The organism is Simplicispira piscis, assembly GCF_054783455.1.
The window spans coordinates 671-16,130 of the sequence record NZ_BAAGQN010000020.1; the positions used below are offsets into that span (position 1 = coordinate 671).

General features: G+C 65.3%; 12 protein-coding genes. 7 read left to right on the plus strand and 5 right to left on the minus strand.

Going from position 1 to position 15,460, the window contains the following annotated elements; translation table 11 throughout:
• The first annotated feature begins 1 nt into the window (after position 1).
• The 7 genes from ACYVOC_RS15460 to ACYVOC_RS15490 all read left to right on the plus strand — a co-directional run bounded on the left by ACYVOC_RS15460 (position 2) and on the right by ACYVOC_RS15490 (position 8,485).
• Positions 2-1,492 carry an extracellular catalytic domain type 2 short-chain-length polyhydroxyalkanoate depolymerase gene (locus ACYVOC_RS15460; RefSeq protein ID WP_461162374.1) on the plus strand — a complete coding sequence of 497 codons (1,491 nt, stop codon included), beginning with the start codon at positions 2-4 and terminating at the stop codon, positions 1,490-1,492.
• A gap of 62 nt (positions 1,493-1,554) precedes the next feature.
• Positions 1,555-2,325, plus strand: a complete 771-nt coding sequence (locus tag ACYVOC_RS15465) for an ABC transporter ATP-binding protein (protein ID WP_116003205.1) — start codon at positions 1,555-1,557, stop codon at positions 2,323-2,325.
• Positions 2,322-3,047, plus strand: coding sequence for an ABC transporter ATP-binding protein (locus ACYVOC_RS15470; protein ID WP_461162375.1), 726 nt, complete (start codon positions 2,322-2,324; stop codon positions 3,045-3,047). The genes ACYVOC_RS15465 and ACYVOC_RS15470 overlap by 4 nt, the downstream gene beginning before the upstream one ends.
• 90 nt (positions 3,048-3,137) lie before the next feature.
• Positions 3,138-4,121, plus strand: coding sequence for a branched-chain amino acid ABC transporter permease (locus ACYVOC_RS15475; protein WP_116003207.1), 984 nt, complete (start codon positions 3,138-3,140; stop codon positions 4,119-4,121).
• 148 nt (positions 4,122-4,269) lie between these two features.
• A complete protein-coding gene (locus ACYVOC_RS15480; RefSeq protein ID WP_461162376.1) occupies positions 4,270-5,346 on the plus strand; it encodes a branched-chain amino acid ABC transporter permease in 1,077 nt (358 codons plus the stop codon).
• Positions 5,347-5,396: 50 nt separating this feature from the next.
• Positions 5,397-7,520, plus strand: a complete 2,124-nt coding sequence (locus ACYVOC_RS15485) for a D-(-)-3-hydroxybutyrate oligomer hydrolase (protein WP_461162377.1) — start codon at positions 5,397-5,399, stop codon at positions 7,518-7,520.
• 71 nt (positions 7,521-7,591) lie between these two features.
• Positions 7,592-8,485, plus strand: a complete 894-nt coding sequence (locus tag ACYVOC_RS15490) for an alpha/beta fold hydrolase (protein WP_461162378.1) — start codon at positions 7,592-7,594, stop codon at positions 8,483-8,485.
• Here the strand turns inward: ACYVOC_RS15490 and ACYVOC_RS15495 are convergent.
• The 5 genes from ACYVOC_RS15495 to ACYVOC_RS15515 form a co-directional block, all read right to left on the minus strand.
• On the minus strand, positions 8,460-9,584 hold the full coding sequence (locus ACYVOC_RS15495; protein WP_116003211.1) for an ABC transporter substrate-binding protein: 1,125 nt from the start codon (positions 9,582-9,584) through the stop codon (positions 8,460-8,462). The two genes, ACYVOC_RS15490 and ACYVOC_RS15495, sit on opposite strands and share 26 nt — an antisense overlap.
• Positions 9,585-9,864: 280 nt before the next feature.
• Positions 9,865-11,178: a glycerate kinase type-2 family protein gene (locus tag ACYVOC_RS15500; RefSeq protein ID WP_461162379.1), complete on the minus strand. Its 1,314-nt coding sequence runs from the start codon at positions 11,176-11,178 to the stop codon at positions 9,865-9,867.
• Positions 11,175-13,640 carry a Lon protease family protein gene (locus tag ACYVOC_RS15505; protein ID WP_461162380.1) on the minus strand — a complete coding sequence of 822 codons (2,466 nt, stop codon included), beginning with the start codon at positions 13,638-13,640 and terminating at the stop codon, positions 11,175-11,177. The genes ACYVOC_RS15500 and ACYVOC_RS15505 overlap by 4 nt, the downstream gene beginning before the upstream one ends.
• A 79-nt stretch (positions 13,641-13,719) precedes the next feature.
• Positions 13,720-14,808 (minus strand): ferrochelatase, encoded by a 1,089-nt coding sequence (gene hemH, locus ACYVOC_RS15510; protein ID WP_116003214.1) that lies wholly within the window; start codon positions 14,806-14,808, stop codon positions 13,720-13,722.
• A gap of 63 nt (positions 14,809-14,871) precedes the next feature.
• Positions 14,872-15,243 (minus strand): TraR/DksA family transcriptional regulator, encoded by a 372-nt coding sequence (locus ACYVOC_RS15515; protein ID WP_461162381.1) that lies wholly within the window; start codon positions 15,241-15,243, stop codon positions 14,872-14,874.
• Between the last annotated feature and the right edge of the window lie 217 nt (positions 15,244-15,460).

Sequence of the window (15,460 nt, forward strand, 5' to 3'; positions counted from 1 at the left end):
CATGGACTTCAAATTGATTCGGTCGGCCGCCGCAGTTGCAGCATGGGCCGTGGTGGGTGCAGCGCCTGCGTGGGCCGCAGTGGACCTTCCCGCACTCAAGATCGACAAAACCCAGACCACCGTGTCTGGTCTCTCATCGGGTGGCTTCATGGCGGTCCAGCTGCACGTGGCTTATTCGTCCGTGTTCGGCAAAGGCGCCGGCATTGTGGCCGGTGGCCCGTTTTATTGCGCCGAGGGCTCTGTCGTCAGCGCCACGGGGCGCTGCATGGTCAGTCCGGCCAGTATTCCTACCAGCACGCTGGTGAACACGACCAACACCTGGGCCAGCCAGGGGCATGTGGACCCGGTGTCCAACCTGCAAAATTCCAAGGTGTATCTGTTCTCGGGTTCGGTGGACAGCGTGGTCAAAACGGGCGTGATGGACGCCCTCAAGACCTACTACAGCAGCTTCGTTCCCGCCGCCAATGTGGTTTACAAGAAGGACCTGGCGGCCGAGCATTCCATGGTGACGGATGACTACGGTAGCGCTTGCTCGGCCAAGGGCGCGCCCTATATCAACAACTGCAATTTCGATCTGGCTGGGGCCATGTTGCAGCACCTGTATGGCCCGCTCAATGCACGCAGCACGGCCACCTTGCCCGAGGGCAATTTTGTCGAATTCAAGCAAAGCCAGTTCATCACCAACCATGGCATGGCCAGCACCGGCTGGGCCTATATTCCACAGGCTTGCAAGGCGGGGGGCGACGCCACCTGCCGCCTGCACGTGGCGCTGCACGGTTGCAAGCAAAACGTGAGCGATGTGCAGCAGAAATACGTGCGCAACACGGGTTACAACCGCTGGGCAGACAGCAACAACATCGTGGTGCTGTACCCGCAGACCAGCACCGCAGCCACCAACAGCTGCTGGGACTGGTGGGGTTATGACAGCGCCAACTATTCCAAGAAATCCGGCCCGCAGATGGCGGCCATCAAGGCCATGGTGGACCGCCTGACCAGTGGCGGTGGCACGACCACCGTGCCCGATCCCGATCCCGTGGCCTTGCCCGCACCCACGGGTGTGAGCGCCTCGGGCGCCACCGCCAGCAGCATGGCCATCGGCTGGAACAGTGTGGCGGGTGCCGCGGGTTACAACGTCTATCGCAATGGCAACAAGGCCAACGCACTGACCGTGTATGGCACCAGCTACACCGACAGCGGCCTCGCAGCCTCCACCACCTATCACTGGACCGTGCGCGCCGCCGATGCCAATGGCGCAGAAGGCGCTGCCTCGAGCCCCGCTTCGGGCACCACGCTGGCTGCTGCCGGTGGTGACGCGCCCACCTGCACCACTGCCAGCAACTATGCCCACACGATGGCCGGCCGTGCCTATGCCCTGTATGGCTTCACCTATGCCAATGGCTCAGGGAACAGCATGGGCCTGTGGAACATCTTTTCGACAACGACACTGAAGAAGACAGGCCCGAACTACTACGTGATCGGCACCTGTCCCTGAAACGCGGCACCCCCCGCTGGGCGTGGTGCAAGGATGAAGACTGTGAAAGCGAGCAAGAACCCATGAGTACCCTGGCCACCCGGGACTTGACCATCCGCTTTGGCGGCCACGTGGCGGTCAACGCCGTGACCTGCTCTTTCGAGCCGGGCACGCTGACCGCCATCGTGGGCCCCAACGGCGCGGGCAAGACCACTTATTTCAACCTGATTTCTGGCCAGCTCAAGGCCAGCAGCGGTAGCGTGACCCTGGGCGGGCGTGAGCTGACCGGCCAGTCCGTCTCGCAGCGCACGCACGCCGGGCTGGGCCGGGCGTTCCAGCTGACCAACCTGTTTCCCAACCTCAGTGTGCTGGAAAACGTGCGCCTGGCCGTGCAGGCCACGCGGGGCGGAAAACACCGCCGGGGTTTGAACCTGTGGAGCATCTGGAGCGACCACCGCCAGCTCACCGCGCGGGCCGAGGAAATCTTGCAGTCCGTGGCCATGTTCGAGCGCCGCGACACCCCCGTGGCCAGCCTGCCGCACGGCGACCAGCGCAAGCTCGAAGTGGCGCTGCTGATGGCGCTGGAGCCGCAGGTGTACATGTTTGACGAGCCCACCGCGGGCATGAGCCACGACGAGGCGCCCGTGATCCTGAACCTGATCCGTGAACTCAAAAAAGACAAGACCAAGATCATTTTGCTGGTGGAACACAAGATGGACGTGGTGCGCGAGCTGGCCGACCGCATCATCGTGCTGACCAATGGCACGCTGGTGGCCGACGGGCTGCCGGCCGACGTGATTGCATCGCCTGTGGTGCAAGAGGCCTATCTGGGCGTATCGAAGGAGGCCGCATGAACACCAACCTTCTCGAACTCAAGGGTGTGCATACCCACATTGGGGCGTACCACATCCTGCACGGCGTGGACCTGGCTATTCCCCGGGGCCAGCTCACCATGCTGCTCGGGCGCAACGGCGCGGGCAAGACGACCACGCTGCGCACCATCATGGGTTTGTGGCATGCCTCCAAAGGGTCTATTCACTTTGCCGGCAAAGACATCACGGCGATGAACACGCCGCAGATTGCCGGCCTGAACATTGCCTACGTGCCCGAGAACATGGGCATTTTTTCTGACCTGACGGTGAAAGAGAACATGCTGCTGGCTGCGCGCAACGCCAGCACGGCGGCGCAGATGGATGCATCGCGGCTGGAATGGATTTTCAAGCTCTTCCCGGCGGTCGAGAAGTTCTGGGACTACCCCGCCGGCAAGCTCTCGGGCGGCCAGAAACAGATGGTGGCGGTGAGCCGCGCCATCGTCGAGCCGCGCGACCTGCTCATCGTGGACGAACCCAGCAAGGGCCTGGCGCCCGCCATCATCAACAACATGATCGACGCCTTCGACCAGCTCAAGAAGAGTGGCGTGACCATTTTGCTGGTCGAGCAGAACATCAACTTCGCCAAACGTCTGGGCGACACCGTGGCCGTGATGGACAACGGCGCCGTCGTGCATGCGGGCAGCATGGCCGCCCTGGCACAAGACGAGGCCCTGCAGAAATCGCTGTTGGGATTGTCGCTATGAAATTTATAAAAAAACAGCCTCTAGCGCTTGCGCATCAAGCGCAAGCAGCTATCAAAAATAGAGCAAATTCCCTTTCTGGAAAGGCACGCCATGATCTCCCGTGACTTTGACTGGAAGCCGCTGGCACTGGTGCCGCTGCTGGCGCTCATCGTGCTGCCCTTGATCGGCTCGCCCTCGACCTGGCTCACGCTCACCGTGGCGGGGCTGGCCATGGGCATGATCATTTTCATCATCGCCTCGGGCCTCACGCTGGTGTTCGGCCTGATGGATGTGCTCAACTTCGGCCACGGCGTGTTCATTGCCCTGGGCGCCTTTGTGGCCACCAGCGTGCTGGGCGCCATGGGTGACTGGACGGGTTCGGACCAACTGTGGCGCAACATGGTGGCCGTGCTGCCCGCCATGCTGGTGGCCATGGCAGTGGCCGGTGCCGTGGGCCTGGCATTTGAGCGCTTCATCGTGCGGCCGGTGTACGGCCAGCACCTCAAGCAGATCCTGATCACCATGGGCGGCATGATCATTGGTGAAGAACTCATCAAGGTGGTCTGGGGCCCGGCGCAGATTCCGCTGCCATTGCCCGACGGCATGCGCGGTTCGCTGCTGATTGGCGACGCTGCCATCGAAAAATACCGCCTGGTGGCCGTGGTCGTGGGCCTGCTGGTGTTTGGTGTGCTGGCCTGGGTGCTGGCGCGCACCAAGGTGGGCCTGCTGATCCGTGCTGGTGTGCAGGACCGCGAGATGGTCGAGTCGCTGGGCTACCGCATCCGCCGCCTGTTTGTCGGCGTGTTCGTGGTGGGCTCGGCCCTGGCCGGCCTGGGCGGGGTGATGTGGGGCCTGTACCAGCAAAGCGTGATCCCGCAGATGGGCGCGCAGGTCAATGTGCTGATCTTCATCGTCATCATCATCGGCGGCCTGGGCTCGACCGGCGGCGCGCTCATCGGCGCCTTGCTGGTGGGCCTGATGGCCAACTACACGGGCTTTTTGGCACCCAAGGTGGCCCTGTTCTCCAACATTGCACTCATGGTGGCCATCTTGCTGTGGCGCCCGCAGGGTGTGTACCCGGTGGCTAATCGATGACCCCCCTGAAGTCGCTCCGCGCCTTCCCCCGTGGGGGACGCCGCCCGTGCGGCGGGGCGGCCCTTGCACGGCGGCCGCTGGCAGCGGCTGCGCCGGTTGCAGGCGCAGTGATTCTCAAAAAACACGGTGAATAGCGGAAAGGTTTTGTATGTTCCAACGACTGCTTTCCAATGACTTCCCGCGCAGCAAGGTGCTGGCGGTGATTTTGGTGGCCATCTTTTTGGGCCTGGCGTTCGCGCCCTTCTTGTTCCCGGGTGTCAAGGCGCTTTCGGTGGCGGCCAAGGTGCTGATCTTCGTGGTGCTGGTGGCCAGCTTTGACCTGCTGCTGGGTTACACCGGCATCGTCAGCTTTGCACACACCATGTTTTTCGGCATTGGTGCCTACGGCATCGCTGTAGCCTCCACGCGGCTGGGCGCCACCTGGACGGCGCTGGGCGTGGGTATTGGCGGCGCATTGTTGCTGTCGCTATTGCTCTCCTTGGCCGTGGGCTTGTTCTCGCTGCGGGTGCGCGCCATTTTCTTCGCCATGATTACCCTGGCGGTGGCGGCGGCGTTCCAGACGCTGGCCTCGCAGCTGTCCGAGATCACCGGCGGTGAGGACGGCCTGAGCTTCAAGCTGCCGGCGCTTCTGTCGCCCTCGTTCGAGTTTGCCGAAGAGCCGTTCCTGGGCGTCTTGCTCGACGGGCGCCTGCTGACCTATTACCTGTTGTTCGTGGTGGCGGTGGCGCTGGTGCTGGCGCTGCTGCGCATCGTCAACTCGCCGTTTGGCCGGGTGCTGCAGGCCATCCGCGAGAACGAGTTCCGCGCCGAGGCCATCGGCTACCGCGTGGTGGTGTACCGCACCACGTCGAGCGTGCTGTCGGCGCTGTTTGCCACGCTCGCGGGCTGCATGCTGGCCATCTGGCTGCGCTACAACGGGCCGGACACGTCGCTCAGTTTTGAAATCATGATGGACTGCCTGCTCATCGTGGTGATTGGGGGCATGGGCACGATCTACGGCTCGGCCATTGGTGCTGTGCTGTTTCTATTGGCACAAAGCTATCTGCAGGATCTGCTGCGCCTGGGCAGCGATGCGGCAGCAGGCAGCGTGCCCTGGCTGTCGGCGTTGCTCTCGCCCGACCGCTGGCTGCTGTGGCTCGGCGTGCTGTTCGTCCTCTCGGTCTATTACTTTCCCACCGGTGTGGTGGGTCGCCTGCGCGCGGCGGCGGCGCGCAAGGCGGGCTGAATTTCCCCCTGGTATCCCTGCACAACAAAGCATTCTCTGGAGACAAACGCATGAAACTCGGTATCCGTCCCTTCGTTCCTGCAGCCCTCGCGGCTGCGGTGCTGGCCGCCTGTGGTGGTAGCGATAACAACGCCAACGTCAACACCAAGCCGGCTTACCTGGGCGCCATCAAGGTGACCACGTATGACGGCAGCACCGACGACCTGCTCACCGCCGGTTTGGGCAAAACAGGCCTGGCCGCAGCCGCGGCCCCTGCTTATGCCGACCCGCTCAAGCCCACGGCGGCCGAGCTGCGTCGCACGGTTATCCACACCAGCTACCGCGGCATGCTCGACATGACGGCGGATGGGGGCTACGGCACGCTGTATGGCCCCAATGTGGACGCCAAGGGCGTCGTGACCGCTGGCGAGGGCAAGGTGCCCGGCACCGAATACATCGCCTTTGCCGACGACGGCAGTGGCCGCCAGAACGTTACGCTGATGGTGCAGGTACCCGCCAGTTTCGACGCGAAGAAACCCTGCGTGATCACGGCCACGGCCTCGGGCTCGCGCGGTGTCTATGGCGCGATTTCTACGGGGGAATGGGGCCTCAAGCGCGGCTGCGCCGTGGCCTATTCGGACAAGGGCACGGGCGCGGCGCCGCACGACCTGGAGAACGACACCGTGCCGTTGATCGACGGTACGCGCACCAGCGCTGCGGCGGCGGGCAAGAATGCGGCCTTCAACGCCGGTTTGAGCGCCGCGGAACTGACCGCCTTCAACGCTGCCACGCCCCAGCGCTTTGCCTTCAAGCACGCGCACTCGGGCCAGAACGCCGAGAAGGATTGGGGCAAGACCACGCTGCAGGCCGTGGAGTTTGCCTATTACGTGCTGAACGAACGCTTTGGTGCGCTGGACAACGGCCAGCGCCTGAAGTCTCTCACTCCGGCCAACACCATCGTCATCGCGTCCAGCATCTCCAACGGCGGCGGCGCTGCCATCGCCGCAGCCGAGCAGGATACGCAGGGCCTCATCAGCGGCGTGGCCGTGTCCGAACCCGCCATCGAGATGCCGGCCAACCCCGGCGTGACGGTGCAGCGCGGCGGCGTGGCCCTGGCGGTAACGGGCAAGACCTTGGTTGATTTCACCACCTACGCCAATCTTTACCAGTCGTGTGCTGCGCTGGCGCCTTCCATCAGCAGCTCGCCCTATGCGGCGGCCTTTGGTGCGGGCTTTGCGGGCGCTGCACTGCCGATCGCGCCCAACCGCTGCGCGGCCCTGGTGACCGCAGGCCTGCTCTCGGGCAGTACCGTGGCGGCGCAGGCCGAAGAGTCCTTGCAAAAGCTGCGCAGCTACGGCTGGGAGCCGGAGTCGAACGACTTGCACGCCTCGCTGGCGGCCTTTGAAGTGGCCCCTGCTGTGGCGGTGACTTTTGCCAATTCGCTCTCGCGCGCCAGCGTGAAGGACCACCTGTGCGGCTTCAGCTACGCTGCCATCACGTCCACCGGCGCGGTCGGGCCGCTGGCCCCTGCGGCTCTGGCGGGCATGTTCGCCACAGGCAATGGTGTGCCGCCCAGCAGCGGCGTGCAACTCATCAACAATGCAGGCAAATTTGGCGCAGCACGTGACTTCCTGTCGTTCAATGCCGCAGGCGTGGCCGACTGGAACACCGCAGGCGCGCTGTGCCTGCGCAATCTGGTCACGGGCACCGACACGGCCGCCAAAAAGCTGCAGGCGGGCGTCGATGAGACCCGCCGCAACGGCAACCTGCGCGGCAAGCCGACGCTCATCGTGCACGGCCGGGCCGATGCGCTGCTGCCCGTCAGCCACACCTCGCGCCCGTATGCTGCGTTGAACAAAAAGGTCGAAGGTGCGTCCAGCAAGCTCAGCTACCTGGAAGTCACCAACGCCCAGCACTTTGACAGCTTCATTGGCCTGCCTGCCGTGCTGCCCGGCTACGACACCCGCTACGTGCCACTGCATGTCTACCTGAACCGTGCCCTGGACGCCATGTACGACCACCTTGCCGGCGGCAAGGCGCTGCCCGCCAGCCAGGTGGTGCGCACCGTGCCACGCGGTGGCCTGCCAGGCAAAGCACCGGCCATCACCGCTGCCAACGTGCCGCCGCTGGCAATGGTGCCTGCAGCGGGTGATGCCATTGCCGTCACGGCGGGGGCTATTGCCATCCCGGATTGACGGGGGCCACCCGAAGGGCGCGGCCCATGGGCCGCGCCAATGCCTTCCCATGCTTCACCAGACCACGCACCATGTCTCCCACCTCTTGCTACGCTACCTGTGCCGGTTATGAAATCCACTACACCGAGTGGGGTGCGCCCGATGCCCCCGTGGTGATTGCCTGGCACGGCCTGGCGCGCACCGGGCGCGACATGGACGACCTGGCCGCGCACCTGGCGCCGCGCTACCGCGTGATCTGCCCCGACACCATCGGGCGCGGGCTGAGCCAGTGGAGCCGCCAACCGGCGCAGGACTACCAGCTTTCGTTCTATGCGCGCGTTGCGGCGTCGCTGTTTGAGCAACTGGCCATCGACAAGGCCCACTGGATCGGTACCTCCATGGGGGGCGCGATTGGCACGGTGTGCGCGTCCGGCCTGTTCGAGCCTGCACTGCGGGGGCGCATTGCCAGCCTGCTGCTCAACGACAACGCCCCGCAGCTGGCAGATGCTGCGCTGCAGCGCATCAAGGCCTATGCGGGGCAGCCTCCGGTGTTTGACACCGTGGCGGAGCTGGAAGCCTTTTTTCGGCAGGTGTACCGGCCCTATGGCTGGCTGAGCGACGCTCAGTGGCGCCGCCTGACAGAGACCTCCACCCGCCGCTTGCCCGATGGACGTGTCACGCCGCACTACGACCCGGCCATGGTGCAGCAGTTCACGCAGCATGCAAACGATTACCTGATCTGGGACCACTACGACCAGCTGGACATTCCGGTGCTGTGCCTGCGCGGCGTCGATTCCGACCTGGTGTTGCCCGAAACCACGGTCGAAATGATGCAGCGTGGCCCGGCGCTGCGCGGCCTGGCGCAGGTGGTTGAGGTGGCCGGTTGCGGCCATGCCCCGGCGCTGAATGTGCCGGAGCACTACGCGCTGGTGGATCAGTTTCTGGCGCGCGCAGAGGCGCTCAGCGGCGAAAGCGCTCGCCGTTGAAGTAAGTCAGCTCGACAAAATCAGTGCCGCTGTGGTCGTTCGGGCCGTAGCGCACCTCGAAGCCGCCCATGTCGTAGGGCCGCATGGAGTGCATGGCTTCTACGAGCTTCTCGCGCGTGCCATTGCGGCCTGCACGGCGCAGGGCTTCGAGCAGGATGCGGGCATTCACATAGCCTTCCAGCGACGAATATCCCACTTCGACGCCACCGAGTTTCTTGATCGCTTCCTGGTAGGCCCGCACCACGGGAATGGATGGGTTGCTGGGGTTGGGCACGACCTGCGCCACAGTGATGCCGGTGGCCGCCTCGCCCAGCGCTGCCAGCAGCGGGCGCGAACCCAGGAACGAGATCGAGAAGGCCGGGGCCTTCCAGCGCAGGCGCAAGCCTTTGTAGAACGGAATGCCGCTGGCACCAATGGCCAGCGAAATCACGGCGGTAGGCTGCCATTGCACGATTTCATCGATGCCCTTGGCGACGCCTTCGGGGGTTTCGGCAATGAGAAAGGCCTTCCAGTCGGTGTTTTTGTGCTCGCGCGCTGCAGCCTCGAAGGCGGCCAGCGTGGCTTTGCCAAAGGGGTTGTCGAAATAAGCCACGGCGCACTTGGTAAAGCCCGTGGAGCCCAGCTGGCGCACGATCTTGTTCAGCTCCTGTCCGTAGGTCGCGCGGGTATGGAACACCAGCGGGTTGTAGGGGCGCAGCGCGTCTGAGCCGGTGGCGGGGGCAATCAGCGGCACCTTGGCCTGCTCCAGTACCTTGAGCGCACCCATCACGCTGGTGGTGCCGCCACAGGCAAACATGCTGAAAACCTGGTTCTTCTGGACCAGTTGCAGGGTGTTGGCGGCGGCCTTTTCAGGCGAGCCACCATCATCGAGGCTGTTGAATTCAACGACCCGGCCCTCAATGCCGCCCTTATCGTTGACCTCCTTGAAGGCGGCGGCGATGCCCTTGTTCATCTCCACGAACGGAAAGGCCAGAGGGCCCGTCAGCGCGGCCGTCTGGCCAATGCGCCAAGGCTCGGATTGGGCACGCACCCAGGCCGGAGCGCCCAGGGCGGCAACGGCGGCAGTGGTCTGGAGAACGTGGCGGCGGGTGGTGGACATGGGCAGGGTCTCGGTAAGTTGGAGGACGGGAGGCAGGGGATGCCCGGCGTGTGCGCCAGGAAGTATCTGTCTGTCACAGGACGCGCCGCGTTCAGGCAAACCCGCATGCAGGGCTGTATTCGTCACAACGGTGACACCGCAGGATACGTCTGGATACCCGCTGGTTTTTAGGGCGGCGGCTCTTGTTACCAGTGCAGCAGCCTCTTTGTTTGCTATGTAAATAATAGCTTTTAACGCTCTCCAGGTAAGCGCTAGAGCCACTTTTTAGTGAAAATTTACGCTAGGCGACGTAGAGCGCCCGGAAATCGTTCACATTGGTGAAGGTGGGGCCCGTCACCAGCAAATCGCCCAGCGTGGCAAAAAAACCGTAGGCATCGTGGCGGTCAAGGTGGGCGGCGGGGCTGATGCCCTGTGCGTGGGCGCGGGCCAAAGTGTCTGGGCAGATGAGTGCCCCGGCGTTGTCTTCCACGCCATCGATGCCGTCGGTATCGGCCGCCAGGCCATACACGCCGGGGGCGCCCTGCAGCGCCACCGCGCAGGCCAGCAAAAATTCGCTGGCGCGGCCGCCCCGGCCAGGCTGGGCAGCGCCGGGAGGGGGCAGGGTAACGGTGGTTTCGCCGCCCGAGAGGATGACGCAGGGCCGTGCAAACGGCTGGCCGTGCCGCGCCACCTGGCGGGCCAGGGCGGCGTGCACCTTCGCTACTTCGCGGCTCTCGCCTTCGATGGCATCGGACAGGATATAAGCCGCGACACCTTGCGAACGTGCCTGTGCGGCAGCGGCCTCCAGGCTTTGTTGCGGCGTGGCGACCAGGTGCATGGCGTGGTTTGCAAAAAGTGCGTCGCCGGGTTTGGGTGTTTCAAACGCGCCGCTGCGCAGCCCGGCCAGGGCGGCCGGAGGCAGGGCGATGCGGTAGCGCTCGCAAATCGCCAAGGCCTGCGCGCAGGTCGTGGGGTCGGGCACGGTGGGTCCGCTGGCGATCACGGCCGGGTCGTCGCCGGGGACGTCGCTGATGAGCAGCGTGACCATGCGCGCCGGTGCGGCGAGCTGCGCCAGGCGCCCACCCTTGATGGCCGAGAGGTGCTTGCGCACACAGTTCATCTCGTCGATGGCGGCGCCGCTGCGCAGCAGGGCTTGGTGGATGGCCTGTTTGTCGGCCAACGCCAGGCCTTCGGCGGGTTGTGACAGCAGCGCAGAGCCACCGCCGGAGACCAGGGCAATCACCAGGTCGCCCGCACCCAGGCCCTGCAGCAGCGCGGCCATGCGCTGGGCCGCGCGTTGGCCTGCGGCGTCGGGTACGGGGTGGGCCGCCTCCACCACTTCAATGCGGCCGGGTGCGCTGCGGTAGGCGGTGGGCACATGGCCGTAGCGGGTGACCACCAGGCCGCTCAGGCGTGCCTGCGGCGGCCACAGGGCATCGAGTGCCGCGGCCATGGCGCCGCTGGCCTTGCCTGCGCCGATGACCACGGTGCGCCCGGTCGGCGGCGGTGGCAGAAAGGGTGCCAGGGTGTGTGCGGGCTGCGCACGCGCCACGGCGGCGGCGAACAGCCCGCGCAGAAAGGCCTGGGGGTCCTGCGCGGGTGTTGCGGTGGTCATGGCGTGTCGCTGCTTTCGCGCTGTAGGGGGCTGCGCAGGCGGCCCGGGCTGCGTGCGCGGGTGCGGCCAGCGGCCTGGCAGGCGTGGCGGAAGGCGCGCAAGGTGTGCTCGGCGCGTGCCACCACGCTGCCTTCTTCGCCGGTGGCCACGCCGGCCTGCATGCCGGGCGCCTGGCCGGTGAGCAGTGCGATGCCGTCGCTGACATGGGCAGCCGTCCAGATGTGGAAGCGCCCCTGTGCCACGGCATCGATCACGCGCTGGTCGAGCATCAGGTGCTGCTGGTTGCGTGCCGGGATCAGCGCGCCTTGCGTGCCGTCCAGGCCCGCGGCTTCGCAGGCGCTAAACCACCCTTCGATCTTCTCGTTGATGCCGCCCACGGGCAGCACATCGCCGTGCTGGTTGAGCGCGCCGGTGACGGCAATGCCCTGGCGCAGGGCCAGGCCCGAGAGCGAGGAGAGCAGCGCATACAGCTCGGCGCACGAGGCCGAATCGCCCTCCACGCCGCTGTATTCCTGCTCGAACACGATGGAGGCATTGAGCGCCAGCGGCGCGATGTGGCCAAACAGCGCCATCAGGTAGCTGTGCAGGATGAGCACGCCCTTGTCGTGGATGGGGCCCGACATCTCGACTTCGCGCTCGATGTTGAGCAGCCCCTCGTGCCCGGCAAAGGCGCGCGCGGTGATGCGCACCGGAAAACCGAAGCGGTAGTCGCCCAGGTCGATCTGGGTCAGGGCGTTGATCTGGCCCACATGCATGCCGTGCAGGGACAGCAGGCGTTCGCCATCGGTGATGGTTTCGTGCAGGCGCTGCTCGGGGTAGTTGTGGCGCAGGGTGCGGGCCTGCAGGGCGGCTTCAATGTCGGCGGCCTCGACCCAGGTGCCGCTACGGGCACGGCACAGGGCCGCGCTTTCGATGGCCAGGGCCTCGGTGTGGGCAAACAGGGCGCTCTGGCGGCGTTGGTCGTCGGCTTCGCGGTGCGCTTGCTCCAGCATGCGCGCTACGGCTCCGGCAGAAAAATCGGGCAGGCCGCGCTTCTTGCCGGTGTGGGCAATGAACACGGCGGTGGTCTGGCGGGTCTCGGGCGTGGCGTTGAAGGCCTCGGCAAAGTCCACCTTGACCCGAAAGCGCCGTGCCACTTCGGGGTCGGCTTCTTGCAGGGCGTAATACTCTTCGACCGAGCCGATCAGCACGATCTTGACCTGCACGTCCACCGGTTCGGGTTGCAGGGAAACGGTGGCCATGCTGCTGTGCGAGGACGTTGATTCTTCGATCTGCAGGCGGCTGCAGCGCAGAAAGCGGCGCAGCCGCTCCCACAGCCCCTCGTTGCCCAGCAGATCGCGCAGGTGCAGCATGAGAAACCCCCCATGCGCCTTGAGCAGGCTGCCCGCATGGATGCACGAAAAGTCGGCCAGCAGGGCGTCGGCCTCGGCCTGGTATTCGATGCTGCCGAACAGGTTGCGCAGCTGCGGGTTGTCTTCGATGAGCACGGGCGCACTGGTCAGGCCGTCGTTGTCCACCGCCAGGTTCACGCGGCAGCGGGCGAGCAGTTCGTCAAGCTCGTCCTTGCGTTCGTCGTCGGCACCGTCTGTACCCTCGATGGGGATGAACAGCGCCAGGTGGTCGAGTACCTGTTGGTGCATCTGGTCGAGCCACTGGCCCAGCTTGACGGTGTCCTTGATCTGCTTGCGCAGGCTGTTGCGCACTTCTTGCAGCTCATGGTCGAGCAGCGGTTTGGTGACCTGGCGGCGCAGTTGCTCCAGGGCCTCATCGCGCTGGCGTTCCAGCGGGCGGGTCGCATCGAGAAAGCGGGCGATCTCGGCGCGCAGCTGCTGCTCTGCGGTCTCGATTTCGGCACGGCGCTCACGCGAGAGCGCGTGGGCGTCGGCCTCGGTCAGGGGTTGGCCCTCGGGACCGATGAGCGTGAACACCATGTGCCCGCCGTCGCGCGTCAGGCGAAACTGCAGCCCTTCGGCCAGGGCGTCCAGGGCGGCAAAGGCCTGGGACTCCTGGGTTTCGTAGGCCTTTTCGATGCGCTCGCTCTCGGCCCGAAAGTCGGCGCCGTCCAGGCGTTTGGGGATTTCGGTGAGCAGCATGCGCGTGATCTTCTCCATGCCCTGGCGCAGCAGGCGCCCCTGTCCCGCAGGCAGGCGCAGGGCGCGCGGGCGCTCGGGGGCGTCAAAGTTGTGCAGGTAGCACAGGTCCGGGGGGACCGTGCGCAGCGCCGCTGCCTGCTGCATGGCCTGGTGCAGCAACGATGTGCGGCCGCTGCCGACCTCGCCCAGCACGAACAGGTTGTAGTCCGGCTGCTCCATGCCCAGCCCAAAGCGCGCGGCGGCCTCGGCACGCTCCTGGCCAATCCAGGGCAAGGACAGGCCCTGCAGTTCGGCGGTACTGGCAAAGCCCAGGCTGGTGGGAGCGATGGTCAGGCGCAACTGGGCGGGGACAAGCGGGGTGGCAGGCATAGGCAAAAATATTTGTATGTTTTTAGGCTCTAACGCTTACTGGGTAAGCGCTGAAAGCTATCAAAAATAGAGTTTTCGTTCAGGAGGGTGCGCCACCGTCGAGCGCATGGGCGCGGGCGTCGGCCAGGGTGCGGTCGCTGTCCACCTGCACGGGCCAGCCCGCAAGGTGCTGCTGCGCAATGCGGCTCAGGGCCGTAATCCATTCCGGGCTATCGTTCAGGCAGGGGATGTAGTGGAACTCTTTGCCGCCTGCGTGCAGGAAGGCTTCGCGCGCTTCCTGGGCAATTTCTTCCAGGGTTTCCAGGCAGTCGCCGGTAAAGCCCGGGCACACCACATCGACCCGGCCCACGCCGGACTGGGCCATTTTGATGAGCGTGGGCTCGGTATAGGGTTCGAGCCACTTGGCCTTGCCAAAGCGTGATTGAAAGGTGAGCTGGTAGCGGCCTTTGCGCAGGCCCAGGCGCTCGGCCAGCAGGCGGGCCGTCTTGTGGCTTTCGCAGTGGTAAGGGTCGCCCAGGTGCAGGGTGCGTTCTGGCACACCGTGAAAGCTCATCACCAATTGATCGGGCTGACCGTGCGTGCGCCAGTGTGCCTCGATGCGGCGGGCCAGGGCGTCGATGTAGCCGGGATCGTCGTGGTAGCGGTTGACGAAGCGCAGCTCAGGCACATGGCGCTGGCGCCCCGCCCAGGCATACACGGCGTCAAACACGCTGGCCGTGGTGGTGCCCGAGTACTGCGGGTACAGCGGCAGGATCAGGATGCGCGTTGCTCCTGCAGCCTTGAGGGCGTCGAGCTGGCTGGCGATGGATGGGTTGCCGTAGCGCATGGCGGGGCGTACCAGCACGTTGTAGCCCGCCTCGCCCAGCCAGCCGCGCAGCAGCTTGGCCTGCTTTTCTGTCCACACGGCCAGGGGAGAGCCCTCGGGCGTCCAGATGCTGGCGTACTTGGCGGCCGATTTGGCAGGGCGGGTGCGCAGGATGATGCCGTGCAGAATGAGCCACCACACGGCCTTGGGAATCTCGACCACGCGCTGGTCCGACAGAAACTGCCCCAGGTAGCGGCGCAGCGCGGGTGCGGTGGGCGCATCGGGTGTGCCCAGGTTGCACAGCAAGATGGCGGTGCGGGTGGCTTGCCCGTGGGTGTAGGCGGGTTCGGTTTGAAAAGGCATGCCGCATTCTCGCGCACACGGCATGGCCTGCGGGGCGTGCAGGCCATGCGGGGATCAATGCGTTCAGTGGTGCGTGCCGGCCTGCCCTGCCGATTTTTCCCAGCGGGACTTGCAGGCCACGCAGTGCTGCGTCTGGGGTTCGATCTTCAGGCGCTCGAATGGGATGGCGCAGCCGCATTCACCGCAATGGCCATAACTGCCGTCGGCCAGGGCTTCGAGGGCGCGGTCGATACGCGCCAGGTCGCCTGCATCGATGTCGGTGAGGGCCTGGTCCACTTCGCGTGCCACATTGCGCTGCACCATGCCGCCTTCATCGGACGTCGGAGGCGCGAGGTTTTCGCGGTTTTGCAGCATCTGCCCCTGGAGTTCGTTGCGGCGCGCCAGCAGCAATGCCTTGATTTCTTCGTGCTGGGCGGGGGTCAGTTCCTTGCTCATGGGAATTCCTTGATCGATGGTGTCGCTATCGTTCTGCGGGTGCTGGCGGGGCGGGGGCAGCGCGCACAGGGCTTGTGTCTAGCGTACCAGTTTACGGGGTGTAAAACGGCCTGCGCACCAAGGCCCTGTTCTCGTGCGAGAGCACGGTTTTCTCCAGAGGTACCGAGATGATGGCCATGGCTTTGCCGGGTTTGGCATGTCCTGTATCGGTGCAGGG

Excerpts from the sequence above, each read along its gene's own strand:
- ACYVOC_RS15460 (WP_461162374.1), top strand. The coding sequence starts at position 2 with ATGGACTTCAAATTGATTCGGTCGGCCGCCGCAGTTGCAGCATGGGCC.
- ACYVOC_RS15465 (WP_116003205.1), top strand. The coding sequence starts at position 1,555 with ATGAGTACCCTGGCCACCCGGGACTTGACCATCCGCTTTGGCGGCCAC.
- ACYVOC_RS15470 (WP_461162375.1), top strand. The coding sequence starts at position 2,322 with ATGAACACCAACCTTCTCGAACTCAAGGGTGTGCATACCCACATTGGG.
- ACYVOC_RS15475 (WP_116003207.1), top strand. The coding sequence starts at position 3,138 with ATGATCTCCCGTGACTTTGACTGGAAGCCGCTGGCACTGGTGCCGCTG.
- ACYVOC_RS15480 (WP_461162376.1), top strand. The coding sequence starts at position 4,270 with ATGTTCCAACGACTGCTTTCCAATGACTTCCCGCGCAGCAAGGTGCTG.
- ACYVOC_RS15485 (WP_461162377.1), top strand. The coding sequence starts at position 5,397 with ATGAAACTCGGTATCCGTCCCTTCGTTCCTGCAGCCCTCGCGGCTGCG.
- ACYVOC_RS15490 (WP_461162378.1), top strand. The coding sequence starts at position 7,592 with ATGTCTCCCACCTCTTGCTACGCTACCTGTGCCGGTTATGAAATCCAC.
- ACYVOC_RS15495 (WP_116003211.1), bottom strand. The coding sequence starts at position 9,584 with ATGTCCACCACCCGCCGCCACGTTCTCCAGACCACTGCCGCCGTTGCC.
- ACYVOC_RS15500 (WP_461162379.1), bottom strand. The coding sequence starts at position 11,178 with ATGACCACCGCAACACCCGCGCAGGACCCCCAGGCCTTTCTGCGCGGG.
- ACYVOC_RS15505 (WP_461162380.1), bottom strand. The coding sequence starts at position 13,640 with ATGCCTGCCACCCCGCTTGTCCCCGCCCAGTTGCGCCTGACCATCGCT.
- hemH (WP_116003214.1), bottom strand. The coding sequence starts at position 14,808 with ATGCCTTTTCAAACCGAACCCGCCTACACCCACGGGCAAGCCACCCGC.
- ACYVOC_RS15515 (WP_461162381.1), bottom strand. The coding sequence starts at position 15,243 with ATGAGCAAGGAACTGACCCCCGCCCAGCACGAAGAAATCAAGGCATTG.